Raw genomic sequence first — 25774 nt, forward strand, 5'->3', positions numbered from 1 at the left:
TTACAGACTTTCTAAATTAGTATTTTCAATGCAACAATAACTATTTTGAATAGCTAATGGTAATGCTATGTTTTGGTAAGAATTACGTAATTTTTAGCTTTTAAAATTACCAGATCGACAGAAATATATTATCTGAAGTGCTAATAACTTAGAATGGAATTTTTTAATTATTTAGAGGCTAATTTTTTAATCTTAATATTGAATCCGGCGAAGATGAAAGTCATTATCGGACTCAACCAATTGAAGATGGCATACACGAAATATTCAGCTACACCAACACCTAATACGCCACTATGGTAAGCTCCACAAGTGTTGTAAGGTATTAGCACTGATGTTACCGTACCTGTATCTTCTAAGGTTCTACTTAAATTTTCGGGTGCTAGCCCTCTATCTTTAAATGCTTTTGAGAACATTTTCCCTGGTACTACAATTGCCAAGTACTGATCAGATGCGGTACCGTTTAAAACGATACAGCTTATACCTGTGCTAAAGAATAGACCGAATGTCGATTTTGCCATTTTAAGCAGGGACTTAGTAATTCTTGATAGTGCACCAATACCATCCATAATTCCACCAAAAAACATAGCGCAGATAATTAGCCAAATGGTACCTAGCATACCTGTCATTCCTTTTGAAGAAAACAAATCGCTCAACGCTTTATTGTCGGTTGGCACATCTGTATTAACGGTTATAGCTTTTAGTATTCCTTGGTATCCAGATTGAAAAGTTAATTCTGTAGCTCCCGTGATACCCGCAACTACGTTAGGTTGAAAAATTAACGCAAATAAAGCAGCCAATAGCGTACCTATTAATAAGGCTACTAATGGCGGAGTCTTTTTAACGATTAAAAATATAACCGCTACGGGTACCAAAAATAACCAACCGTTAATATCAAAAGAGGAGTCGATAGATGCCAGTATAGCATCTACATCTGCGTCTCCACTAGTTTCTAAGCTAAAACCGATGATTAAAAATACGATTAGCGTAACTGAAATGGTAGGTACAGTTGTCCACATCATATACTTAATATGAGAAAACAATTCGCCACCTGCCATTGCCGGTGCTAAATTTGTAGTATCACTTAATGGAGAAAGTTTATCACCAAAATATGCGCCAGATAGTACGGCACCAGCGGTCATTCCTAAAGAAATACCTAATGCTTCGCCGATACCTATTAATGCAATACCTACGGTAGCAGACGTTGTCCAGCTGCTACCCGTTGCAACAGAAATTACAGCGCAAATAATTACACAAGCCGCTAAAAATATAGTGGGATTAAGAATTTGAAGTCCGTAATAAATCATTGCAGGTATAATACCACTAACAAGCCATGTACCTGCCAGTGCACCAACCATAAGCAAAATTAATAATGCACCAGTGGTAGATCGAATGTTCTCTTCTACTTCGGCTATCATTTGCTTATATGAAACCTTATTGGCAAACCCAACAATAGCTGCAATTGCTCCGCCCATTAAAAGTATGAACTGATTTGAGCCACTTAAGGCATCATCACCAAATACATAAACGTTATATGCTAACATAGCAACTAGGGCTATAACGGGAATTAAGGCGGCAAATATGCTTAATTCTTTATTGTCAACGATATGCTCGTTTTCCCTGTGTTCATTGGTATTTTGGTCTGACATTAAAAGATAGTTTGGTTTCTACGTAATATTACGATTTCTGTTACTGATGTGCAAACCTATTATAGAATTGAAAGATTATACATTTATGCTTTTGACATCCAGTATATTAAGGTCTTCAAGACATTCTCTCATTAAGGTATAGGTTCTTTGAATATCATCGTCTAATCCAATTGAAAATCGAATTAAACCGTTTCCAAGTCCCATTTCTTCTTGTTCCTCTAACGGAATTTCAGAAGATGTCGAACTTCCGGGTGCGCTGAATAATGTCTTGTAAAACCCAAGGCTTACTGCTAAATAGCCTAATTTTCTTTCTTGCATTAATTCCATCAGTGCATTGGCATTTTCTAAAGTACCTACATCCATTGTAATTAATCCTCCATATCCGTATTCCGGATTCATTTGATCTTCCATAATCAAATGCCCTGGGTGAGAGGGAAGTCCTGGATATACAACTCTTAATCCGTCTTTTTCAAAATTCTCAGCTAAGAATTGTGCATTTTCACTATGCTTTTTCATACGAATATGTAACGTACGCATGTTCTTCAAAATCGAAGCTGCACGCATACTATCTAGAGTGCTGCCTAAAAGCATTCCTGCACCATTATTTACATCTTTAAGGCTAAGGCAGAAATCTGTAGTACCACAAACAACACCTGCAACGCAATCGCTAGTTCCGTTAATGAATTTTGTAAGACTATGAATAACGATGTCCGCTCCTAATTTTGCTGGTGAAACGGTTAATGGAGAAAAAGTATTGTCAACTATTAGTGGCAATTCATTTTTTTTGCTAATGCGTGAGAGTGCAGATATATCGGCAACCTCTAAAAGCGGATTACTTACACTTTCGCAGTATATCATTTTAGTCTTTGGTGTAATAGCTGCTGCTACGGCATCAAGATTTGTAATGTCTAGGAAGGTAGTTTTAATTCCGAATTTGATCAAGAAGTTTTTCATGAACGCATACGTGCCGCCATAAATAGTTCTGCTACTGATAATATGGTCGCCAGCATTACATAATTGTAAAATAACAGCTGTAATAGCGCCCATACCGCTAGCGGTTACATTTGCACTCTCGGTGCCTTCTAAAGCTGCTAGTGCCTCGCCTAAATATAAATTAGAAGGTGAAGAATGTCTGCTATACAAATAACAACCCTCAGTATTTCCTTCAAATGTATCGAACATTGTTTTTGCCGATATAAAGGTATAAGTTGATGAATCGGAAATTGAAGGATTTACTCCGCCATATTCTCCGAAGTATTGTAGGTCTTGTAAGTCATTGCTGTTTTTGTGGCTCATGGGTTATTTTTTTCAGTAAAAATACCGTTTGAGTGTAAAATTGTCAATATGAAGTTGTTTTATTAGTTTTTAAAACTATATTTAAATTTATAATAGATTTTTAATCTATTATTGTGTGTTTTATAACAACTAGACAGAATTATATTCATTATGAAACTAGACCAAATAGATAATAGTCTTTTAGAGTTACTGCAGGCAGATAGTAAAAAGACGACTAAAGAATATGCTTTAAAACTAGGACTCTCTACAACTGCTATTTACGAACGTATAAAAAGATTAGAAAGAGTTGGTGCCATTAGGAGTTACGTAGCTTTGGTCGATAAAGCTATTTTAGATAGGAACTTTACGGTGTTTTGTCATGTAAAACTTGTACAACATGTAAAGGATAATATAGCACAATTTGAAGCTCAAGTTATGCGTTTACAAGAGGTGGTAGAATGTCATCATTTAAGTGGAGATTATGATTATTTATTGAAAATTCACGTTCAAGATATGGATGCATACCGAAATTTCATGGTCAATAAATTGACGACCATGAATCATATTGGTAGTACTCAAAGCTCTTTTACCATAAAAGAGGTAAAGCATTCTACGGCTATACCCCTTTAAAACTAAAAATAGTATTAATTTTGTAGGACATTAGAAAACTAAAATTTTATGAATCAATATGATGTAGCCATTATAGGCTCAGGACCTGGAGGATACGTAGCAGCAATACGTTGTGCTCAATTAGGAATGAAAACAGCAATAATTGAAAAATATTCCACCCTAGGCGGAACATGTTTAAATGTTGGGTGTATTCCTTCTAAGGCGATGTTAGATTCTTCTCATCATTACGAGGATGCAACTAAACATTTTGAAGAGCATGGTATTGAAATTCCTGGTGAGATTAAAGTGAACTTGGAAAAAATGATTGCTCGTAAGCAAGGTGTTGTTGATCAAACAACTAAGGGAATTGAGTTCTTGATGGACAAGAATAAGATTACCGTTTATGAAGGCTTAGGTAGCTTTAAGGACGCTACGCATTTGAACATCAAAAAGAACGATGGTAAAACAGAAGAAATAGAAGCCAAAAATATTATTATTGCTACAGGTTCTAAACCATCTACTTTACCTTTTATAAAATTAGACAAAGAACGTATCATTACCTCTACAGAAGCTTTAGAGCTTAAAGAGATACCAAAACACATGATTGTTATTGGTGGTGGAGTAATTGGTTTAGAATTAGGACAGGTTTACAAAAGACTTGGTGCAGATGTTACTGTAGTTGAGTTTATGGATCGTATTATTCCTGGTATGGATGCTGCGCTTTCTAAGGAGTTGACTAAGGTGTTGAAAAAGCAAAAAGTAAAATTTGCATTATCGCACAAAGTAAAGTCGGTTGAAAGAAAAGGCGGTCAGGTGATCGTTAAGGCTGATAACAAAAAAGGAGAGGAAGTTGTTTTTGAAGGTGATTATTGTTTAGTTGCTGTAGGTAGAAAACCATATACTGACGGATTGAATGCTGATGCTGCAGGTGTAAAGCTTGACGAAAGAGGTAAAGTAATTGTTGATGAGCATTTGAAAACAAGTGTCGATAATATATATGCTATCGGTGATGTAATTAAAGGTGCTATGTTGGCTCATAAAGCTGAAGAAGAAGGTACTTTGGTTGCTGAAATATTAGCAGGTCAAAAACCACATATCGATTATAACTTAATACCTGGTGTAGTATATACATGGCCAGAGGTTGCAGCTGTTGGTAAAACAGAAGAGGAGCTGAAGGAAGCAGGAGTAGAGTATAAGGTAGGTCAATTTCCAATGCGTGCATTAGGTCGTGCTAGGGCAAGTATGGATACTGACGGATTTGTAAAGATCCTAGCGGATAAAAAGACAGATGAAGTTTTAGGTGTGCATATGGTTGGTGCTCGTTGTGCAGATTTAATTGCTGAAGCAGTAACTGCGATGGAGTTTAGAGCGTCTGCTGAAGATATTTCTAGAATGAGCCATGCTCACCCAACATATGCAGAAGCGGTCAAAGAAGCGGCGTTAGCGGCTACAGATGATCGTGCATTGCATGTTTAATCAGAATAAATTTTTTGATATAAAAAAGGCAGCCAATTGGCTGCCTTTTTTTGTTTTTTAGTAAAATGTGAACTTAGTTTTTAATTAGACCTAGAACACGTAATACCTTTTCTGTAGCTGTTCTCAAAACTTCAAAAGCGATAATTGCAAACTGCTCTAAGTAAATTCTTGTAGCCGATAATATTGAACGTACGTTTATTTTTAATTCCGCTTTATGGTCTTCATATTTTAAAGCTAAATAGGTGCTCGAAATCATAAATAAAATTGCGCCAGGTACCACCAAGTACGGATTCAATGAATGATGAAAAAAACGATACAGACCTACACCAGTAAAACTGCCATATAAAATAATGAAATGAATAATATAGATTGATAAGGTACTTTGACCTATTCTTAACCATGTTGTATTCATTAAAAATTTTCTTAGCAAAATGAATATGGAGAAAACAATTAGAACATCTCCCAAACGAATGAATAAGTAGTTGTTGTCATTTATAGCTTGAAAAAATTGGATACCCGTAACATCATAAACCGATAGGAAAAAATCTGAAGAAAGAAATATCAAAGTCAATCCCGTTGCAACATAAGTTGGTATAATGAAATTGTATAAATTTTTACTGTCTTGATATTTAGAAAATAAAACGGACATAAAACTACCAATAGTAGCGTAGCCCAACCATGGTATAATGGTAAAAACAGATCCATTGGCTTTGGTTAAGTAATTTGCGAATACTTGAGGTAGAAACTCAAAACTAGATGCTTTATACATAGGTTCAAAAATGAACAATGCTAGGGTAGTGGATACCAAAATTGTTGGAAAAATCCATTTTTGCTTAGCAAAAGTTAAGATATAGAAACCAATTATAAATAATAACGAAAGACCAATGCAGTGTAGGACATCTACCAAATAGAAAGAATCATATATTTCACCTTTGATCAAGCCAAAAAGATTCATTCGTAAAAGGTATGCGATGACCAATAATTCAAATCCGCGTTTAATTCCCTTTTTAACTCGTGGGTTCGCCCAGCCGGTTTGCTTAGATCTTATTAATAAAAATGTAAAAATGAATCCTGATACGGTAAAGAATACTGGTGCAGTAATTCCTCTAAAATATTTCCAGGTATTAAACAACATATTAGAGTTGTCTCTAAAGGCATTATCAAGAAGACCATCAATAAAATGACCCTGTAGCATCATTAAGATAGCCCACGCCCTAATGGCGTCTAAAAAAAACAATCTGGACTTAGAGTTGCTCATTATCACAATTATATCCTATATACTTATAAAACAGTATGTTTGGATGTTTAAAGCGACAAAATTAGATAAAATATAACTAAGGTTTGTAGTAATTCAATTAAATTAGCAATCACACATTAAAATAGGTCTATGAGTTATGTTTTAGCATTTGCAGGTAGTAATTCTTCAGTTTCCATTAATTATAAATTGGTTAAGTATACAGCTACATTAGTAAAAGGGCAAGAAGTGAGGTTGAGAGACCTTTCTAAATATCCATTTCCAATGTATAGTCAAGATGCAGAAAATGAAAACGGATTCTCTAATTCTTTGATGGAATTCAATAACGAAATAGCCAATTCTAAAGGATTGATTATTGCTGTAAATGAACATAATAGTTACCCATCTGCATACTTTAAGAATACTATGGATTGGTTATCTCGACTAGATTCTAAGTTTTTTGCCGATAAGAAGATTTTATTGATGGCAACCTCAAACGGTGGTCGAGGTGCTATTGGCGCTTTAGAGGTGGCAGAAAAAATGATCGCTAGATTTCAGGGTGTCGTAGTTGAATCTTTTTCATTACCTCATTATAACGAGAATTTTGATGAATTAAAAGGAATTACTAATGCTGAATTGGCTGAAATTCATGCTGCTAAAGTAGCTTCTTTTGTAAAGTCTATTTCTTAAAATTATAAAAAAGAGCATAAGTTAAATAAACCTTAGGCTTCCCTATTAAACTAGGGGACTTTCTTACCTTTATTGCGTGTTAGAGGCATTCAAAAATCATATTGAAAATTTTTTTCCAGAATTGTTAGATACTCACTTCATCATTGCATGTAGTGGCGGTCTAGATAGTACTGCGCTTGTGGAGCTTTGTCATCAAGCCAATTTGAAATTTTCTATAGCACATTGTAATTTTAGATTGCGTGGCAAAGCTAGCGACGGCGATGAGGCTTTTGTACGTGATTATGCCCAAAAAATAGAAAAAGAGGTCTTTGTAACCCAGTTTGATACTCTTAGTTATGTACATCAGCAAAAAGTTTCTGTACAAATGGCGGCCCGTGAACTTCGTTATGCTTGGTTCGATCAATTACTAAAAGAAAATAAGGGTACTTATCTATTAACTGCTCATCATGCCAACGATAATTTAGAAACTTTTATAATCAATTTATCCCGAGGTACAGGTATTGATGGCTTAACAGGTATACCTGCTAAAATAAATGATATACGAAGACCTTTGTTGCCTTTTACAAGGCAAGAACTGGAATCTTTTGCACAGGTAGAAAAAATGGAATGGCGTGAAGATGGCAGTAATGCCGATGCAAAATATTTACGTAACAAAATTCGATTAGAGATTATTCCGAAGTTGAATGAATTACATCCTACTTTTTCAGATAATTTTAAAAATACGCTAGATTATTTAAAGCAAACCGAAACTATTGCTTCGGCATACTTTGAGAAATTAAAGAAAGATCTTTTTGTTGATAAAGGCGATAAGTTTGAAATTGAAATTAAAAAATTAAAAGAATTACATCCGCTTTCAACTTATTTACATGGCTTGTTTAGGGCTTATGGATTTAAAGAAATGGATAATCTTGAAGTATTGTTAGACGGACTTTCGGGTAAGCAATTGTCTTCTAGTACTAATGTACTAGTTAAAAATCGTGATGTATTGATTTTAACTTCAAACGTGGAAAGTAAATTGAATACTCAGGAGTATCTGATTACGGAAGAAGAAGTACCTTTGAACCTTCCGTTAAACTTGAAATTTTCGGTGGTACCTGAACGTTATAATAATACTGATAATGTAATCTTTGTACAAAAGAGTACATTAAAGTATCCGCTGACGGTAAGAAAATGGAAAACTGGCGACTATTTTTATCCGATAGGTTTAAACCGGAAAAAGAAATTGTCAAAATTTTTTAAAGACGAAAAAGTAGATGTCTTGTCTAAAGAAGAAACTTGGTTGTTATGCTCAGAAGGGCAAATTGTTTGGGTTATTGGTATGCGTGCAGACCATCGTTTTATAGTTGAAGATACTGCTCAAGATATTATAAAAATAGAATTTACATGATTAGATTTTTTGCATTATTACTATTTATTGTTGTGTTACCGTTGGGTGTTTTTGCACAAACAGAAGATGAGCCCGTAGTTTGGGAGCAGCAGATTAATAAAATATCTGAATCGGAATATGAGCTGGTAATGCAAGCCAAAATCTTAGATGGTTGGCACATGTATTCTCAATTTACATCTGAATTCGGCTCCTTGCCAAGCGAGTTTACTTATAATGGCAACGGTACTTTATATGAACTTATTGATGGTACAGAAGAGAGTGAGACTATAAAAAAATATAGTGAGATTTTTGAAGTTGAAGAAACCTATTTTAAAGAAGATGCAACCTTTACACAGCGTATTAAAATAGTAGACCCAGCAATAAATCAAATTGATGTTGACTTGTTTTTTCAAGTATGTGAAGAAGTTTGTATCCCTATTGATAAAAAGTTCATCTTTACCTTAGATGGTTCTGCAGCTGAAGCAATTGTAGCGACTGTTGATGATAGAAGTTTGGCTTTAGGGCAAGAGTTAAGATTAGATTTAAAGAATAGAGAACTGCTAACTCAGGGTCAAGATAACATTGCAGAGACTACTAATATTTGGGTAATTTTCGGATTAGGTTTTCTTGGTGGATTAATAGCTTTATTGACACCTTGTGTGTTTCCAATGATTCCCCTAACAGTATCATTCTTTACCAAGCACTCTAAGAATAAATCGAAAGGAATCGTAAATGCATTGCTTTATGGTTTCTTTATTATTCTAATCTACTTTTTATTGAGTTTGCCATTTCATTTGTTCGATTCTGTAGATTCTCAAATTCTAAATTCTATCGCTACTAATGTTTGGTTGAATTTATTATTCTTCGTGATATTTATATTCTTCGCTTTTTCATTTTTTGGATACTATGAATTGACGTTACCAAACTCATGGGCAAATAAAATGGATGATGCATCGTCTAAGGTTGGCGGAGTGTTAGGTATCTTTTTTATGGCCGTTACACTGGCTATTGTGTCCTTCTCATGTACAGGTCCTATTTTAGGCGGATTATTAGGTGGTACCACATTGGCAGAAGGTGAAGTTGCTACGAATCTTACCGCTGGTATGACAGGTTTTGGTGTTGCATTGGCATTGCCTTTTGCATTATTTGCTTTATTCCCGGCATGGTTAAATTCACTTCCAAAATCTGGGGGATGGATGACCACGGTTAAAGTTGTATTAGGCTTCTTAGAAATTGGTTTAGCGCTAAAATTCTTGTCGAACGCAGATTTAGTAGGCCATTGGGGAATTTTAAAGCGAGAAGTATTTTTAGGAATTTGGATTGTTTTAGGAATAGCAATGACATTGTATTTATTCGGATTATATAAATTCCCGCATGATGGTCCTATTAAAAAGTTGTCTCTTGGTAGAAAAGTTGCTGCCTTTATCAGTGCAGCTTTTACAATTTATATGATATTGGGAGTGACTAATATTACGAACCTAAAATTGTTAAGCGGCTTTCCGCCGCCAGAGTTTTACAGCGTTTTTGAACAAGAAACCGATTGTCCCTTAGGTATTGATTGCTTTAAAGATTTTGATGAGGGTCTTGCGTATGCGAAAGAAGTGAACAAACCTATTCTATTAGATTTTACGGGTTGGGCTTGTGTCAACTGTAGAAAGATGGAAGAGAATGTTTGGAGCGATGCAGAAGTATTTCCGATTATAAAGGATAATTATGTGCTCATTTCTTTATATACCGACGACCGAGAAGAATTGCCTGAAGCTGAACAATTCAATTTTCAGTATGATAGCGGTCGGGTTAAAGAAATTAATAACATTGCCCAAAAGTGGGGGACCTTTCAAGATGTAAACTTCAGCTCTATTTCTCAGCCATTTTATGTTTTGCTTTCGCCAGATTTGAAAGTACTAAATACATCTATTCAAAATTCAGATGTACCAACCTATAAAAATTGGTTGTTAGAAGGTTTAAAAAATAATAATTGATTGATAAGTTTTGTAGGGTGTTGACTACTTGTCAATAAAAAGCAGAGCTACGAAGAGTTTATTGTAAAAAATAGTTTTAACTTGGGAACGTTTCCCCAAACTAAACTATGAAAACATTAAAAAAAATAGGAGCACTCCTGTTGGTTATTGTTACCCTTCTGATCATTGTTATCGGAGTATTTGCGTATACTTTAAAACCAGATTATTCTGGTGAAAAGGAATTAATAGACCTTCAAAAAGAAGTTACCGTGTACTACGATCAATACGGTATTCCACACCTTTACGGTGAAAATGAAAAAGATGCTTTTAGAACTTTAGGCTATGTTCATGCTCAGGATCGCCTATGGCAAATGGAGCTGTTACGAAGAATTGCCAGTGGTGGCTTATCTGAAGTTTTTGGTGCCGATTTAATTGGAACAGATAAATTCTTTTTATCACTTGGTATAGCAGATGCTTCTAAAATATCAGCCTCTAATGTTAATGATAGTGATGCCGGAGTTATTTTGTCAAAAGCATACTTAGATGGTATTAATCAATTTATAAATGAAGGACCAACACCTGTTGAGTTTTATCTTACCGGTATTGAAAAGAAAGAATTTGTTTTAGAAGATATCTACAATACTATTGGCTATATGGCTTTTAGTTTTGCAATGGCTCACAAGACAGATCCTCTTTTGACTACCATAAACACCAAACTAGGAACTGAATACTTGAATGATTTATATGTTGGCTCAAGTACAGAAACAGAGTGGATAAAGAATTATAACCCATCGCAGTCAGACTCTATTCAGAATAACCTAACAACAGCTGTCAATAAAGCATTAGGAGTATTAGATATTCCGTTATTTGAAGGGAGTAATAGCTGGGTAATTGCACCTGAAAAAACGAAGAATGGCAAGGTGATTTTAGCTAATGATCCTCACATTGGTTTTTCTCAGCCATCTGTTTGGTTTGAAGCTCATATTGAAACCCCAACATACTCAAAGTACGGATATCATATAGCAGGTATACCATTTCCACTTTTAGGGCATAATAGAAAAGTGGCCTACGGTATTACCATGTTCGAGAACGATGATGTTGATTTCTATTACGAGCAGAACAATCCTGAAAATGAGAATCAATACTTATCTGAAAATGGGTATGTAGATTATGAGATTATTACAAAGAAGTTCAAAGTAAAAGATTCATCTGAAGTTGAGTTTTCGTATAAAAAATCGAACCACGGACCAATTTTGAACGGAATTGCAGATCAGGTGCAAGGCGAACGACCAATTGCCATGTCATGGTTATATACTCAAATGGATAATAAAGTTATAGATGCTTTATTCGGTTTAAGCCATTCTAATAATCTTACGGAGTTTAAGGCTGCTTTACCAAAAATTCATGCGCCAGGTTTAAATATCATGTACGGAGATGACGACGGCAATGTAGCGTGGTTTGCCACAGCTCAGCTTTATAAAATTCCTGATTCAATAAATACAAAATTGATTTTTGAAGTAGGAGAAGGACTTCCGGTAGAAAAAGAATTTATTGGTTTTAATGAGAATCCGCAGGCAATAAATCCGCCTAATAATTATGTATACTCAGCCAACAATCAACCAGATTCTATTGCAGGTATGTTATACCCAGGTTACTACCTACCTGAAAACAGGGGAAAACGAATAGTGCAGTTATTAGAACCTAAGAATGATTGGGATTTAAATACTGCAAGTGAAATGATTACAGATGTTATTTCTGCTGTAGACCCAGAAATTGTAACCAATTTATCTAAATATTTAGATGTATCATTATTGAGTGAAAACGGATTAAAAGCTATCGACAGTTTAAAAATGTGGAAAGGTGACTATGAACTTTCATCAATAGAGGCTACCATTTATAACAGATGGGTGTATTACTTTTTAGAGAATACTTTTGAAGATGAATTGGAAACGGAGTTGTTTAATCAGTTTTTAGGAACCCATTTTACAAAAAGATTAATAGCACCATTATCTAAAGACGAGGAGTCAGTTTGGTTAGATAATGTTAATACTGCCGATGTTCAAGAAACCATGGCAGATATAGTAAATATGTCTTTTATGGAGGCTGTATTTTCTTTAGAAAAAGATTTTGGTAATGATATGGATTATTGGCAATGGGAGAGAGTGCATAGTATTGAACATCCCCATCCTATTGGTCAAATAGCAGCCTTACGTTCCTTTTTTAATGTTGGTCCATTTCCCGTAAATGGTACAAGAGAGGTAATAAACAACTTGGCATTTTCGTACGATAGAACAGGTTTTTACAAAACTAATGTAGGTCCTTCTACTAGAAGACTTGTAGATTTCTCTGATGTAGAGAATAGCATTAGTATTTTGCCTACGGGACAATCTGGTAACCCGTTTAGTAAACACTACAGAGATCAAGCGGAAATGTACGTTAATGGAGAGTTCCGTAAAATGTTGATGAATACAGCTGAAATTCAAAAGAGTAAAGAAATCCTTACATTTAAGCCAAAGGATTAAAAATGCTTACAAAAGTTTATGGGAGTGCAGTGTTTGGTGTAGAGGCCACAACAATAATTGTTGAAGTAAATATCGATAAGGGAATCGGTTATCATTTAGTAGGGCTGCCGGACAATGCTATTAAAGAAAGTAATTATAGAATAGCAGCTGCATTACAGAACAACGGTTATAAAATTCCAGGTAAAAAAATCACCATAAATATGGCGCCTGCAGATCTTCGTAAAGAAGGTTCTGCTTATGACCTTACCTTGGCTATAGGAATTTTAGCGGCATCAAGTCAAATTAAATCTGAGGATATTGAAAAATATATCATCATGGGTGAGCTGTCTTTAGATGGTAGTTTGCAGCCTATAACGGGAGCATTGCCTATTGCAATAAAAGCACAGCAAGAAGGATTTACCGGTTTCATTTTGCCAACTGCAAATGCAAAAGAAGCTGCTATTGTTGGAGATTTGAAAGTGTACGGCATAGATAATATCAAGCAAGTTTTAGACTTCTTTGACCAAGGTATTCCGCTTGAGCAAACGATAATAGATACCAGAGAAGAGTTTTATAAGAGTTTAGATTTTCCAGAATTTGATTTCTCTGATGTAAAGGGACAAGAAAGTATTAAGCGCTGTATGGAGATTGCAGCAGCAGGCGGACATAATATAATCTTGATTGGACCACCAGGTGCTGGTAAGACTATGTTAGCAAAGCGGTTACCTTCTATTTTACCACCAATGACTTTGCATGAGGCTTTGGAAACTACTAAAATACATAGTGTAGTTGGTAAAATTAAGAATATGGGGTTAATGAGTCAAAGACCTTTTAGAAGTCCTCATCATACAATATCAGATGTCGCTTTAGTAGGTGGTGGTTCATACCCGCAACCTGGTGAAATTTCCCTTTCTCACAACGGTGTGTTATTCTTAGATGAATTGCCAGAATTTAAACGCGGTGTGTTAGAAGTTATGCGCCAACCGTTAGAAGATAGAGAGGTTACTATTTCTCGTGCTCGTTTTACGGTAACTTATCCAAGTAGTTTTATGTTGGTGGCTAGTATGAATCCAAGTCCGGGTGGTTATTTCAATGACCCAGATGCTCCGGTAACTTCATCGCCTGCAGAAATGCAACGGTATTTAAGTAAAATATCTGGCCCGCTTTTAGATCGAATCGATATTCATATAGAGGTTACTCCGGTTCCTTTTGAAAAGCTATCCGAAGAACGAAAAGGAGAGGGGAGTGTTGAAATTAGAAAGCGTGTAACAGCAGGTAGAGAAATACAAACAGCAAGATTCGAAGGATTGGAAAATGTGCACTATAATGCTCAAATGAATACGAAACAGATTCGTGAATATTGTAAGCTGGATGATAAGTCTAAAGCGCTATTGAAAAATGCGATGGAGCGTTTGAATCTTTCTGCTAGGGCCTATGACAGAATTTTGAAAGTAGCAAGAACTATTGCTGATTTAGCCGGTGAGCAGGCATTGAACGGTAATCATATTTCAGAGGCCATTCAATACCGTTCACTCGACAGAGAGGGTTGGTTGGGGTAATTGTTTTTGTTTATGATGTTTTAATTTAACTCAATTAAATTTTTTAATTAGTTGATAACTAAATTGAATTAGTTCCTTGTAGTTTTCTTTGTTGATTTTTTCGTCTATACCATGAAAACGTGTAAGTGATTTTGGATTTAAGCGAATAGGATAAAAACGATAAACATCGTCAGAGACATCATAGAAGTATCTGGCATCTGTTCCGCCACCTGTTAATCCTGGAACAACAATAGATGTAGGAAAAACAGATCGTATTGTTTTTTCAATTGTTTTAAAAGATTCAGACTCTATAGAGGAAATAGGGGAAGGGTTAGTTAAGAAACCCACAGGTTCTACTTTTATCTTATCGCTTATGATATTTTCTATATGTTTTTTAACGCCCTCAATATTTTCTCCAGGTAGAATTCTAAAATTAATAGTTGCCTCAGCAACTGTTGGTATTACATTGTTCTTTAGGCCACCATCAATAATAGTTGGTGCGGTTGTAGTATGTGCGTTTAAAGCTTCAAGAATTGGGCCTTTAAATAGCCATGGATTTGCAAAAGCAATTTTTTTTGTAAAGGGTAATTCTGCTCCTAAATAATCTAATTGATGATTAACTGGTTCTACCAATTTGTAAGGAAATTGATTGTTTTCTAATTCAACAATAGCTTTTGCTAGCATGCCAATAGTATTTTCTTTTGGAGGGGCAGAGCTATGACCACCGTTTGTCTCTACTGTAAGTTTAAAAGAAGCAAATCCTTTTTCTCCCAAATTTAATATTGCAACTGTATTGTCAATTCCAGGTATTAGACCATCTGCTAAAAAACCACCCTCATCTATGGTCATAGCAGCTTTAACACCACGCTCTTTTAATAATGAAGCGATTTTTGCAGCGCCATTAGATCCGCCAACTTCTTCATCGTGACCAAAAGTAAGGTATATAGTTCTAGAAGGAGTATAAGATTCTTTTAGTAATTGTTCTACCGATTCCATTAGTGCTATTAGGGATGCTTTATCGTCTAATGCCCCTCTACCTATGATGTGGGTGTCTGTAATTTCACCATCAAAGGGTCCTGCTTCCCAATCGCCCAGTGTAGGTTCGTCAACGGGAACAACATCTTGATGCGACATTAAAATTATAGGTTTTTTGTTTTTGTCAGATCCTTTCCAGGTATATAATAAACTATATTCATTTACTTTTTCTAGAGTAAGGTGTTCATGAGTAAGTGGATATGTTTCCTTTAAAAAATCATGAAAACCATGAAAAGCTGTTGAATCTGGTATTGCATCTTCACTATAAGAGATGGTAGGGTATTGTATGGCTTTTGAAAGATTAGTAAATACCTTATCAGATATTGGCAATTCTTTTATTGGTTCTGAAGAAACCTGTTTAGAGGTTAATGAAAAAGTATTAAATAATAATAAAATACAAAGTAGAAGTAGTATTACTAATAATATACCGTAAATGAATTTTTTCATAACTTTTTAATTGTGCTCAATTGTTTTGGTAGAGCAGCAATATTATGAATTAATTTGTATAGATATTGAATTGATTTAATTATTGTTAAATTCTAATTATAGATATCTTTTTATTAAGTAATTCTATGATTAAAGTGTATTTTTTTAGATGTTATTAGTGCTCTAGTTGCTATGAATATAACTCTTCATTATTAATATCGTCTTCGTTGTTATTGGGTGCTGTAAAAATATCTTTAAGTATGTAACTGGTTACAATGGTAAGACCAAGTGTAAGGGTCGGTATTGCGTAATCCCAACTTAATAACTTCATTAGGCCACCACAGATAAGGGTAATTACACCTATTACCATAACAAAATTCCATATAATTTCGGTCGTGCTATTCTTATCGCCATCGTCTTTAGACATAAAGTAAGAGGTGCCTTCCATCGCAAACCATGCTATGAAGGTGAATGCGGTACCGATTTGAAAAAATAAGGTATGGGTAAAATCTAAAATTGTTAATAGTCCGTTGGTCGTCCAAAAAAGTACCAATGCCATTTTAATTAAATCAATGGTCTTTTTTTCTTCTTTTTTTAAGAAGCGGAATCCGTACAAAATAAGAATCGCTGCAAACGACATGAAAATAATTCCTTCAGAAAAAGGCCAATGAAGTATTCGCATTACCACACCGATTAAAAGGGTGGCTATTGCTGCTCTAATCGGATTTCTAAATGCTTTTTTAGAATTTTCCATATCTGGTTTTTTAGTTAATAACTTTAATGTTGGCTTTTAGACCTTGCATTATTCCGATGATATTGTTTACGGTCTCATTTAAGTAATACCGTACTACGATATGCGGAATTCTAATGGTTGTAAATCCATTTTTAAAGGAGTGCATCGCTTCTTCTAAATTGTTGATAGCCTCGTGTTCGGTCAGCTTGTCATATTCAGAGTCAATTTCAATATTAAGTTTTACACGAGAAATAGCAATATCGATCGATTTTTTACCATCCCACCATTCTAACATGGGGTTTACACCAGCTTCTTTCAGTGCATAATATAGCTGAATAGCTTCTAAAGGTGTATTGTGTTTATTAATCAATAACTTAATACGTTCATGGTGCTTCATGCAAAGCTCTACGCCAGCACTCTCCATTGCATTTTTGTGGTCTAAATAACCGAGTTCTTTGTTACATTCTAAGCAAATCATTAATAGGTTAAGTTTAAGGTTTGGGGATAGCTATAACCCGGTTATTTTTGGATTAGTATGTAATCTCGATGAACGACATCCAAGTTTTAGACGAACTGCATTTTTTTAGATAAACGGCATTTTGAAATGTTAAAATTGTGGTGAAATTGATGCTACGTATGGTGAGAATATTCAGATTAACCAATTATATTTACAAGAACGATAAATTTACTAGATGTTTAAGAAATTAGGTCCGGGTGTACTGGTAGCCGCAGCGTTTATTGGTCCTGGTACGGTTACGGCATGTACCTTGGCAGGAGTCAATTTTGGGTTTAGTTTACTGTGGGCCATGTTGTTATCTATTATAGCAACCTACGTTCTTCAAGAGATGTCTGCCCGTTTAGGTATCGTAACTCAGAAGGGTTTGGCAGATGTAATCAAACAAGAGCTTCATAATCCTTGGATTCGCAATAGTGTTATAGCATTAATCTTTTCTGCCATTATTATTGGTAATGCCTCTTATGAAGCAGGTAATATAGGTGGCGCTACCTTGGGTATGGAAGCATTATTTGGTATGACTTATAGTAAAATATATCCTTTTATATTAGGTGGCTTGGCTTTTATATTATTGTACTTAGGTAGTTATAAATCTTTGGAGAAGGTGTTTATAGTACTTGTACTTATTATGAGTTTATCTTTTGTAATGACGGCAATTTTGACCAAGCCAGATATATGGGAGCTTATTAAAGGATTGTTTATTCCCACAATACCAGAAAAGGGTATTCTTACTGTAATTGCTTTGGTTGGTACTACCGTAGTGCCTTATAATCTTTTTCTGCATGCAGCATTGGTAAGTGAGAAGTGGAAATCTAAAGACGATTTAAATTTAGCTAAGCGAGACACGCTAGTTTCAATAATTTTAGGCGGACTTGTTTCTGTCAGTATAATTATATCTGCTGCAGCCATCAACTCTGCAGAAGTAAACAATGTTATGGATATGGCAAAAGCCTTAGAGCCTTTATACGGTTCTGCTGCATTGTATTTTTTGGGTATAGGTATGTGTGCAGCAGGTATTACTTCTGCGATTACTGCACCTTTGGCTGCTGCCTATGTTGCAAATAGTTGTTTTGGTTGGAAAGCCGGCTTTAAAGATGCTAAGTTTAGAATGATATGGATAACAATTTTAATTTTAGGAGTGTTCTTTTTATCCTTCGGAATTAAACCTATTGAAATTATAAAATTTGCACAGATTACTAACGGATTGCTTTTGCCCATTATCGCAGTATTTCTATTGTGGGTAGTAAATAGAGCTGGTGTTATGGGTAAATATAAAAACAGTGTATTGCAAAATGTATTTGGTATACTGATTATTCTGCTTTCCGTTTTATTAGGTGCTAAAAGTATCTTAACCGTATTAGGCTTTTTATAGATGACAAAACATTTTATTGATATTAACTGTGATGTAGGGGAAGGTGTAGGTAATGAAGAAAAGTTATTTCCGCTCATCAGTTCTTGTAATATCGCTTGTGGTGGTCATGCAGGTTCTAAAGAGAGTATACTATTTTGTTTAGAATTGGCAAAGAAGTTTAATGTAAAGGTAGGTGCACATCCATCATATCCTGATAGAGAAAACTTTGGTCGTTTTTCTATGAACTTGTCTGAAGATGAATTAATTCTTAGTATAAAACAACAAATGCATTTGTTTGTGTCTTTATGTAGTCAGATAGATATTGAATTGCATCACATTAAACCTCACGGGGCACTATATAATGATATCGCTAAAGACGAACGTTTAGCGACCACGTTTTTAACAGCATTAAATGAATATAAAAAAAGCGTAATGTTATATGTTCCTTTTGGTAGTATTATTCAAAGATTGGCATTAGAAAACGGATTTAAAATTCTAGTTGAAGCCTTCGCTGATAGAAATTATAATACTGATTTGAGTTTAGTTTCTAGAAAAGAAAGCAATGCCTTAATAACCGATGGTAAAGAGGTGCTAATTCATCTATTAAGAATGTACAAAGAAAATGAGGTAAAAACGGTAAAGGGAGAAAATATTCCTATTATCGCAAATACCTATTGTATTCATGGCGATACAATTACAGCATTGCAAATTTTGGTGTATCTTTCAAATGAATTACCTCATCATAATCTGCTAATAAAATCGTGAATTCCCCTAAAATAAATATTAAACCATTTGGAGTACATTCTGTTTTAATTGAATGGCCAAATGAGGTCAGTGAAATCATATTAGAAAAGATATTACATTTTGAACGGTTTTTAAATAAAGAAGTGTTTACGAATAAGGAGTGGGAGTTGGTGCCTTCTTATAATTCACTTTTAATTATTAATAGGACAAAACAAATAGATTTTCAGAAGTTGTCTTCTGATATAAACAACTGGTATGTACAGTTAAAAGAATCTCCAAAACCAGATAGGTACTTATGGCGGTTACCTGTTTGCTATGATTTAGAATTTGGTTTGGACCTTGAAGAGGTCGCAAATCACTTTCATAAAACAAAAGAAGAGATTATAGCCTTGCATACTGGGACTACTTATACAGTATTCGGTATTGGATTTTTACCTGGCTTTATGTATTTAGGCGGTATTAAAAAAGAATTAGAGATGCCAAGAAAAGCTACGCCTAGACCCAAAGTGGTTAAAGGAGCTGTTGGTATTGCAGGTAAACAAGCGGGAATCTATCCGCAAGAATCACCAGGGGGTTGGAATATCCTCGGCAATTGCGCAGTGCCTATTTTTGATGCATCCAAAGAGAATCCATGTTTTGTAAGTGTTGGCGATAAAATTGAATTCTATAAGATATCAAGAGCAGAACATGACCTTCATAGAATAGAAGCAGAAGTTGGAATATATAAACCTGAAAAAATTAAGATAGATGCTTAAAGTTCTAAAAGCAGGTTTTTATACCACGTTACAAGATGCAGGTAGATTCCATTATAGAAATAAAGGAGTGCCAGTATCTGGCGTTATGGACGAAATGTCCGTTTTTAAAATAAATTCTTTATTAGAAAACCATGAGTCATCTGCTGTACTAGAGATAACGATGACCGGACCAACGCTACTCTTTGAAAAAGAAACCTATATAGCGCTTGGTGGGGCAAAAATGTCTGCAACCCTTAATAATTTGCCTATTCAAAATTATAAAGTATATGAGATTAAAGAGGGGGATATACTTTCTTTTGGTCGTCTAGAAAAAGGGTTTAGATCATACCTTGCCGTGAAAGGCGGATTTACTTCTAAAGAAATTTTGGGTAGCAGATCATTTTATAAGCCAATAACCAAAATCAATAGATTAATTGATAATGATAATGTGCCTTTTTCGCTTGCGAAAGATTTTCAGCCAAAAATATCAGAAATTAAGGTGGCGTCATTTTTAGATGAATCTGTTTTAGAAGTAAACAAGGCGCCAGAGTTTGATATATTGAGCGATAAGCAATTAGAAGAAATTTTTTCTAAGACATTTACAGTCGCTCATGAAAATAATAGAATGGCATATCAGCTAACAGAAACGATAACACCGCATACATACTCAATGCTTACCTCTGCAACTATACCTGGTACGGTACAATTGACACCGGCGGGTAAATTAATTGTACTGATGAAAGACGGACAAACAACTGGCGGATACTTAAGAGCTGTTCAATTAACAGATAAGGCAATATGCATTCTAGCACAAAAAAAAGGCGGGGATCCTATTAGCTTTAAATTGGTTTAATTTATTACTTTTTGAACCCATTTTGTTAAAGGGCTATTTGTCATCTATATTTTCAGTACTATTGTAGTATGAAATTACCAAATCTAAAAATTGAGCTAGTCATTGTCATTCCAAATTTGGGATGATATAGCTTTTCAATATGTAGAAAAACCTGTATCAGATATATTTGATGCAGGTTTTTTTATGTTTTATAGATAATTGCACACAGTTTTGAAGTATTGAATGTGGTATAAAACATTGTTTTAATTACCTTAAAATCAATTATTTAAGTTGTTTTTTAGTGAAGTGAATTTGTATTGTCAAATATTGTTAAAATTAGAAATTTTTATAAACTTTTATCTTTGATTAAGGAGTATTGAAAAATCAAGATAAGCATACGAGAATTATATTATGGAGTTGAACAAACATAGTAAGAATGTAACCCAAGATCCAACACAACCTGCAGCACAAGCAATGCTTTACGCTATAGGTTTAACTGAAGAAGATTTAAAGAAGCCATTAATTGGTATTGGTAGTACAGGTTATGAGGGTAACCCTTGTAATATGCACTTAAATGACTTGGCACAAGAAGTTAAAGTTGGTGTCAATGGTAGCGGTTTAGTCGGGCTTGTATTTAATACTATCGGTGTAAGTGATGGTATATCTATGGGTACATACGGTATGCGTTATTCTTTACCTTCTAGAGATATTATTGCCGATTCTATGGAGACTGTGGTTCAAGCGATGAATTATGATGGTTTGGTTACTGTTGTAGGTTGTGATAAGAATATGCCTGGAGCACTTATGGCAATGATTCGTTTAAATAGACCATCTGTTTTAGTTTATGGTGGTACCATTGCTTCGGGTTGTTTTAAAGATAAAAAATTAGATGTAGTATCTGCTTTTGAGGCATGGGGAGAGAAGGTTGCCGGTACTATGAATGAAGAGGATTATAAAGGAGTTATTCAGAACGCATGTCCTGGAGCGGGTGCTTGTGGTGGTATGTATACTGCAAATACAATGGCGTCAGCTATAGAAGCCTTGGGTATGGCAATGCCTTATAATTCGTCTAACCCTGCTATTGGAAAAGATAAGCAATATGATGCTATAAACTCTGGTAAGGCTTTAAGAAACCTTTTAGAGAAAGATATTAAGCCAAGCGATATCATTACCCGTAAATCTATGGAGAATGCTATTCGTTTGCTGACACTTTTAGGAGGATCAACTAATGCCGTACTTCACTTTTTAGCAATTGCTAAAGCTGCTGATGTAGATTTTACATTAGATGATTTTCAAAAAATTAGTGACACCACTCCGTTCTTAGCAGATTTAAAGCCAAGTGGTAAATTCTTAATGGAAGATGTTCACCGTGTAGGTGGCGTACCTGCCGTCATGAAGTTTATGCTAGATAATGATATGCTACATGGAGATTGTCTTACCGTTACAGGTAAAACAATTGCTGAGAATTTAGCTGATGTTCCTGGTTTATTAGAACACCAACAAGTTATAAAACCACTTAGTAATCCTATAAAAGCAACTGGTCACTTACGTATTCTTTATGGTAACCTTGCCACAGAAGGTGCTGTGGCAAAAATTACAGGTAAAGAAGGATTGTATTTTTCTGGTCCGGCAAAAGTATATAATGACGAGTTTCTTGCGAATGCAGGTATCGGTAGAGGTGAAGTGAAAAAAGGTGATGTTGTGGTTATCCGTTATGAAGGACCAAAAGGAGGACCGGGTATGCCAGAAATGTTGAAGCCAACTGCAGCTATTATGGGTGCTGGTCTAGGTAAAGATGTTGCTTTAATTACAGATGGTCGTTTTTCTGGTGGCACACATGGTTTTGTGGTAGGTCACGTAGCTCCAGAAGCTCAAGATGGAGGAACAATTGGTTTATTGGAAGACGGAGATATTATTACCATTGATGCGGAGAAGAATGAGATTTCGGTTAACCTAACGGATGAGCAATTAGCGGAAAGAAAAAAGAATTGGAAACAGCCGGAATTAAAGGTGAAAAGAGGAAGCTTATACAAATATGCCCGTATGGTATCATCAGCATCTAAAGGTTGTGTTACCGATGAATTTTAAATAACACCGACTAGATTTTAATTAGTTCTAGTAGGATTTTAATATCAGGCTATTGTAACTCTTATATGCAATGCTTGAATTTGATTATTAATTATGGAAACAGTAAAAGAGAAGAAAAAAGGTACAGATTCCAAGAAAACTATTAAGATTTCTGGAGCAGAGGCAATAATTCATTGTTTGTTGGCCGAAGGGGTCGAAACAATGTATGGCTACCCTGGTGGCGCAATTATGCCCGTCTACGATGAACTATATAAGTTTCAAGATAAGTTAACGCATATTCTTGCTAGACATGAACAGGGTGCTACGCATGCTGCTCAAGGGTATGCTCGTGTTTCAGGTAGAGTGGGTGTTGCAATAGCAACCTCTGGTCCTGGAGCAACAAATTTGGTGACAGGTCTTGCAGATGCGCAGATAGATTCAACTCCAATGGTTTGTATTACAGGTCAAGTTACTAGACAATTACTTGGTACCGATGCTTTTCAAGAAACTGATATTATTGGTATTTCTACTCCGGTAACGAAATGGAACTATCAAATAACCGAAGCTTCTGAAATACCAGAAGTAATGGCGAAAGCATTTTACATTGCTAAATCTGGTAGGCCAGGTCCGGTATTAATTGATATTACTAAAAATGCACAAATAGATGCTTTCGATTTCTCTTATGAGAAATGTACAGCTGTTCGTAGTTATAAGCCGGTTCCAAAACCAAAAATAAGTGCTATTCAATCAGCTGCAGATTTAATCAACAGCGCCAAAAAACCATTCATTGTATGGGGGCAAGGTGTTATTCTTGGGAAAGCTGAGCAAGAGTTGAAAGCTTTAGTTGAAAAGTCGGGTATACCTGCAGCTTGGACTATTATGGGAGCTTCGGCTTTAGATACTTCTCATCCATTAAATGTAGGTATGGTAGGTATGCATGGTAATTATGGTCCTAACGTTTTGACCAATGAATGCGATTTACTAATTGCTATAGGTATGCGTTTTGATGATCGTGTAACTGGTAATTTAGATTTTTATGCAAAACAAGCTAAAGTAATTCACTTTGAAATTGACCCTGCTGAGATAAATAAGAATGTGCATGCAGATGTTGCGGTTTTAGGTAACTCAAAAGAAACTTTAGGGTTGTTACTGCCACTAGTAAATGAAAATAAGCATGATGCTTGGCATAATATCTTCAAAGAGAAATATAAAATTGAGTTCGATACTATTATAAAAAATGATATTCATCCTACCAAAGAAGGTTTAACTATGGGCGAGGTGATTGAAGAAATTAATTTGGCTTCAAATAACAAAGCGGTTATCGTTTCTGACGTAGGTCAACATCAAATGATTGCTTGTAGATATGCTAAATTCTCCCAGTCTAAAAGTAATATCACCTCTGGCGGATTAGGTACTATGGGTTTTGCTTTACCAGCAGCTATCGGTGCTAAAATGGGCGCTATGGATAGGGAAGTGGTTGCTATTATTGGCGATGGCGGTTATCAAATGACCATTCAAGAATTGGGTGTAATTTTTCAACATAAAGTACCTGTTAAGATTGTTGTTTTAAATAATGAGCATTTAGGAATGGTTCGCCAATGGCAAGAGTTGTTCTTTGAGAAAAGATATGCATCGACGGTTATGGTGAATCCTGATTTTGTAAAAATTGCTGAAGGTTATAGTATTGAGGCAAAAAGAATTTCTGAGCGTAAAGATTTAAAATCTACCATTCAAGAAATGATGGCCTCTAAAGAACCTTATTTCTTAGAGGTTAAGGTAGAACAAGAAGACAACGTATTTCCAATGATACCTTCTGGAGCTTCGGTTTCTGATGTTAGATTGAAATAAATAAGAGAAAAGAATAATCTCATGAACGATACTAACATACAAGACATTCCAAAAATACATACGGAAATTACACGTAAATCTGAAGAGATAGGATTCACGATGCCGTCAGACTTGCACGTAGGTAGCTTTCTCAAGACCTTAATAGCTTCCAAGCCAAAAGGTAGATTTTTAGAAATTGGTACTGGTATTGGTCTTAGTCTTTCTTGGATGATAGAGGGTATGGATGCGGATTCTAAATTGATATCAGTAGATAACGACCCTGCGTTAATTTCTATCGTTACTAGTTATTTTGGTAGTGATGATAGGGTTGAGGTTATTTGTCAAGATGGTACAGATTGGATAAAAGATTATTCAGGAGCAAAATTCGATTTGATTTTTGCCGATGCTTGGCCAGGTAAGTATAGTGAAATTGATGAGGTTTTGGATTTACTTCAGGTTGGCGGATTTTACATTATCGATGATATGACTAAGCAACCCAATTGGCCAACCGGTCATGAAGATAATGTTATTGAATTGACTGCATATTTAGAACAACGTGAAGATTTACAATTGACCAAAATGAATTGGTCTACTGGCTTAATAATGGCCGTAAAGAAGTAGTAAGGATAAATAATAATGACACCATAAAATCCTTTTTAAAAAGGAGTAGGTAATGAAAGCTTATGGAAAATCAATGGTTTACAATATCAGTATATTCAGAAAATAATGTTGGATTACTGAACAGGATTTCAGGTATATTTTTAAAGAGACATATAAATATTGAAAGTTTAAATGTATCTAAGTCAGAAATTGACGATGTTTCTAAATTTACGATAGTAGCATATACTACTGAAAAGTGGGTGCATAATATTGTCGGTCAAATAGAAAAACAAATTGAGGTTATAAAGGCATATTATCATACTGATGATGAAACTATTTATCAAGAATCAGTTTTGTTCAAAATAGCATCGGGACTTCTGTTTGACGAGCGTCAAATTCAGAACATCATAAAAGATAACAATGCACAGATTGTTACAGTATCAAGAGACTTTTTTGTAATCGCAAAAAGCGGTAGAAGAAATGAAATTGATGAAATGCATGATCAATTAAAACCTTATGGCATTATGCAGTTCGTACGATCTGGCCGTATATCAGTTACTAAAGATGAAATGAAAATTTCAGCTATACTAAAAGAATTTTAAATAAATAATCTAA

At 35.0% G+C, this 25774-nt stretch carries 21 protein-coding genes; 15 read left to right on the forward strand and 6 right to left on the reverse strand.

Annotated features, from left to right (window positions below):
- Positions 1-167 precede the first annotated feature (167 nt).
- Together nhaC and Q0871_RS16255 are read right to left on the reverse strand one after the other, a co-directional pair.
- Entirely contained in the window at positions 168-1646 is a 1479-nt protein-coding gene (nhaC, locus tag Q0871_RS16250; RefSeq protein WP_299325504.1) for a Na+/H+ antiporter NhaC, read from the reverse strand.
- Positions 1647-1721: 75 nt separating this feature from the next.
- Positions 1722-2942 (reverse strand): aminotransferase class I/II-fold pyridoxal phosphate-dependent enzyme, encoded by a 1221-nt coding sequence (locus Q0871_RS16255; RefSeq protein ID WP_299325506.1) that lies wholly within the window; start codon positions 2940-2942, stop codon positions 1722-1724.
- Between the two features lie 150 nt (positions 2943-3092).
- Here Q0871_RS16255 and Q0871_RS16260 point away from each other — a divergent pair, with 150 nt between their 5' ends.
- Positions 3093-3551, forward strand: a complete 459-nt coding sequence (locus Q0871_RS16260; RefSeq protein ID WP_299325508.1) for an Lrp/AsnC family transcriptional regulator — start codon at positions 3093-3095, stop codon at positions 3549-3551.
- A gap of 48 nt (positions 3552-3599) precedes the next feature.
- Positions 3600-5006, forward strand: coding sequence for a dihydrolipoyl dehydrogenase (gene lpdA / locus Q0871_RS16265; protein WP_299325510.1), 1407 nt, complete (start codon positions 3600-3602; stop codon positions 5004-5006).
- 73 nt (positions 5007-5079) lie between these two features.
- On the opposite strand, the gene Q0871_RS16270 is transcribed toward lpdA, so the two are convergent.
- Positions 5080-6264: a heparan-alpha-glucosaminide N-acetyltransferase domain-containing protein gene (locus Q0871_RS16270; RefSeq protein ID WP_299325512.1), complete on the reverse strand. Its 1185-nt coding sequence runs from the start codon at positions 6262-6264 to the stop codon at positions 5080-5082.
- Between the two features lie 129 nt (positions 6265-6393).
- Between Q0871_RS16270 and Q0871_RS16275 the strand changes: the two genes are divergently transcribed.
- The 5 genes from Q0871_RS16275 to Q0871_RS16295 all read left to right on the forward strand — a co-directional run bounded on the left by Q0871_RS16275 (position 6394) and on the right by Q0871_RS16295 (position 14317).
- Complete coding sequence (locus Q0871_RS16275) at positions 6394-6930, forward strand: NADPH-dependent FMN reductase (RefSeq protein WP_299325514.1); 537 nt, start codon at positions 6394-6396, stop codon at positions 6928-6930.
- 76 nt (positions 6931-7006) lie between these two features.
- Entirely contained in the window at positions 7007-8317 is a 1311-nt protein-coding gene (gene tilS / locus Q0871_RS16280; RefSeq protein WP_299325517.1) for a tRNA lysidine(34) synthetase TilS, read from the forward strand.
- Positions 8314-10278 carry a cytochrome c biogenesis protein CcdA gene (locus tag Q0871_RS16285; protein ID WP_299325518.1) on the forward strand — a complete coding sequence of 655 codons (1965 nt, stop codon included), beginning with the start codon at positions 8314-8316 and terminating at the stop codon, positions 10276-10278. The genes tilS and Q0871_RS16285 overlap by 4 nt, the downstream gene beginning before the upstream one ends.
- A gap of 107 nt (positions 10279-10385) precedes the next feature.
- Positions 10386-12779: a penicillin acylase family protein gene (locus Q0871_RS16290; RefSeq protein ID WP_299325520.1), complete on the forward strand. Its 2394-nt coding sequence runs from the start codon at positions 10386-10388 to the stop codon at positions 12777-12779.
- A gap of 2 nt (positions 12780-12781) precedes the next feature.
- The gene (locus Q0871_RS16295) at positions 12782-14317 is read left to right on the forward strand and encodes a YifB family Mg chelatase-like AAA ATPase (protein WP_299325522.1); all 1536 of its coding nucleotides are present in this window, start codon (positions 12782-12784) and stop codon (positions 14315-14317) included.
- Positions 14318-14347: 30 nt separating this feature from the next.
- On the opposite strand, the gene Q0871_RS16300 is transcribed toward Q0871_RS16295, so the two are convergent.
- From Q0871_RS16300 to Q0871_RS16310, 3 genes are all read right to left on the reverse strand, one after another.
- On the reverse strand, positions 14348-15778 hold the full coding sequence (locus Q0871_RS16300; RefSeq protein WP_299325524.1) for a M20 family peptidase: 1431 nt from the start codon (positions 15776-15778) through the stop codon (positions 14348-14350).
- Between the two features lie 169 nt (positions 15779-15947).
- A complete protein-coding gene (locus Q0871_RS16305) occupies positions 15948-16511 on the reverse strand; it encodes a hypothetical protein (protein WP_299325526.1) in 564 nt (187 codons plus the stop codon).
- Between the two features lie 10 nt (positions 16512-16521).
- Positions 16522-16968, reverse strand: a complete 447-nt coding sequence (locus tag Q0871_RS16310; protein ID WP_133687347.1) for a hypothetical protein — start codon at positions 16966-16968, stop codon at positions 16522-16524.
- Between the two features lie 214 nt (positions 16969-17182).
- Between Q0871_RS16310 and Q0871_RS16315 the strand changes: the two genes are divergently transcribed.
- The 8 genes from Q0871_RS16315 to ilvN all read left to right on the forward strand — a co-directional run bounded on the left by Q0871_RS16315 (position 17183) and on the right by ilvN (position 25761).
- Complete coding sequence (locus Q0871_RS16315) at positions 17183-18376, forward strand: Nramp family divalent metal transporter (protein ID WP_299325531.1); 1194 nt, start codon at positions 17183-17185, stop codon at positions 18374-18376.
- Entirely contained in the window at positions 18377-19120 is a 744-nt protein-coding gene (gene pxpA, locus Q0871_RS16320; protein WP_299325533.1) for a 5-oxoprolinase subunit PxpA, read from the forward strand. It begins immediately after the preceding gene.
- Positions 19117-19854 carry a 5-oxoprolinase subunit PxpB gene (gene pxpB / locus Q0871_RS16325; RefSeq protein WP_299325536.1) on the forward strand — a complete coding sequence of 246 codons (738 nt, stop codon included), beginning with the start codon at positions 19117-19119 and terminating at the stop codon, positions 19852-19854. Before pxpA ends, pxpB begins: the two co-directional genes overlap by 4 nt.
- The gene (locus Q0871_RS16330; RefSeq protein WP_299325538.1) at positions 19847-20686 is read left to right on the forward strand and encodes a biotin-dependent carboxyltransferase family protein; all 840 of its coding nucleotides are present in this window, start codon (positions 19847-19849) and stop codon (positions 20684-20686) included. Before pxpB ends, Q0871_RS16330 begins: the two co-directional genes overlap by 8 nt.
- A 390-nt stretch (positions 20687-21076) precedes the next feature.
- A complete protein-coding gene (gene ilvD / locus Q0871_RS16335; RefSeq protein WP_299325540.1) occupies positions 21077-22753 on the forward strand; it encodes a dihydroxy-acid dehydratase in 1677 nt (558 codons plus the stop codon).
- A gap of 93 nt (positions 22754-22846) precedes the next feature.
- Entirely contained in the window at positions 22847-24580 is a 1734-nt protein-coding gene (gene ilvB / locus Q0871_RS16340; protein ID WP_299325542.1) for a biosynthetic-type acetolactate synthase large subunit, read from the forward strand.
- Positions 24581-24601: 21 nt separating this feature from the next.
- Positions 24602-25180 carry an O-methyltransferase gene (locus Q0871_RS16345; RefSeq protein WP_299325544.1) on the forward strand — a complete coding sequence of 193 codons (579 nt, stop codon included), beginning with the start codon at positions 24602-24604 and terminating at the stop codon, positions 25178-25180.
- A 62-nt stretch (positions 25181-25242) separates the two neighbouring features.
- The gene (gene ilvN / locus Q0871_RS16350) at positions 25243-25761 is read left to right on the forward strand and encodes an acetolactate synthase small subunit (protein WP_299325546.1); all 519 of its coding nucleotides are present in this window, start codon (positions 25243-25245) and stop codon (positions 25759-25761) included.
- The last annotated feature ends 13 nt before the right edge of the window (positions 25762-25774 follow it).

It is taken from the genome of uncultured Maribacter sp. (assembly GCF_947500985.1).
Lineage (GTDB): Bacteria > Bacteroidota > Bacteroidia > Flavobacteriales > Flavobacteriaceae > Maribacter.

Coding starts and splice junctions, on each gene's coding strand:
- Q0871_RS16295 (WP_299325522.1), top strand. CDS start 12,782: ATGCTTACAAAAGTTTATGGGAGTGCAGTGTTTGGTGTAGAGGCCACA.
- Q0871_RS16315 (WP_299325531.1), top strand. CDS start 17,183: ATGTTTAAGAAATTAGGTCCGGGTGTACTGGTAGCCGCAGCGTTTATT.
- ilvN (WP_299325546.1), top strand. CDS start 25,243: ATGGAAAATCAATGGTTTACAATATCAGTATATTCAGAAAATAATGTT.
- Q0871_RS16330 (WP_299325538.1), top strand. CDS start 19,847: ATGCTTAAAGTTCTAAAAGCAGGTTTTTATACCACGTTACAAGATGCA.
- Q0871_RS16260 (WP_299325508.1), top strand. CDS start 3,093: ATGAAACTAGACCAAATAGATAATAGTCTTTTAGAGTTACTGCAGGCA.
- Q0871_RS16305 (WP_299325526.1), bottom strand. CDS start 16,511: ATGGAAAATTCTAAAAAAGCATTTAGAAATCCGATTAGAGCAGCAATA.
- nhaC (WP_299325504.1), bottom strand. CDS start 1,646: ATGTCAGACCAAAATACCAATGAACACAGGGAAAACGAGCATATCGTT.
- ilvB (WP_299325542.1), top strand. CDS start 22,847: ATGGAAACAGTAAAAGAGAAGAAAAAAGGTACAGATTCCAAGAAAACT.
- Q0871_RS16285 (WP_299325518.1), top strand. CDS start 8,314: ATGATTAGATTTTTTGCATTATTACTATTTATTGTTGTGTTACCGTTG.
- Q0871_RS16300 (WP_299325524.1), bottom strand. CDS start 15,778: ATGAAAAAATTCATTTACGGTATATTATTAGTAATACTACTTCTACTT.
- Q0871_RS16310 (WP_133687347.1), bottom strand. CDS start 16,968: ATGATTTGCTTAGAATGTAACAAAGAACTCGGTTATTTAGACCACAAA.
- Q0871_RS16270 (WP_299325512.1), bottom strand. CDS start 6,264: ATGAGCAACTCTAAGTCCAGATTGTTTTTTTTAGACGCCATTAGGGCG.
- lpdA (WP_299325510.1), top strand. CDS start 3,600: ATGAATCAATATGATGTAGCCATTATAGGCTCAGGACCTGGAGGATAC.
- Q0871_RS16345 (WP_299325544.1), top strand. CDS start 24,602: ATGAACGATACTAACATACAAGACATTCCAAAAATACATACGGAAATT.
- pxpA (WP_299325533.1), top strand. CDS start 18,377: ATGACAAAACATTTTATTGATATTAACTGTGATGTAGGGGAAGGTGTA.
- Q0871_RS16275 (WP_299325514.1), top strand. CDS start 6,394: ATGAGTTATGTTTTAGCATTTGCAGGTAGTAATTCTTCAGTTTCCATT.
- ilvD (WP_299325540.1), top strand. CDS start 21,077: ATGGAGTTGAACAAACATAGTAAGAATGTAACCCAAGATCCAACACAA.
- Q0871_RS16255 (WP_299325506.1), bottom strand. CDS start 2,942: ATGAGCCACAAAAACAGCAATGACTTACAAGACCTACAATACTTCGGA.
- Q0871_RS16290 (WP_299325520.1), top strand. CDS start 10,386: ATGAAAACATTAAAAAAAATAGGAGCACTCCTGTTGGTTATTGTTACC.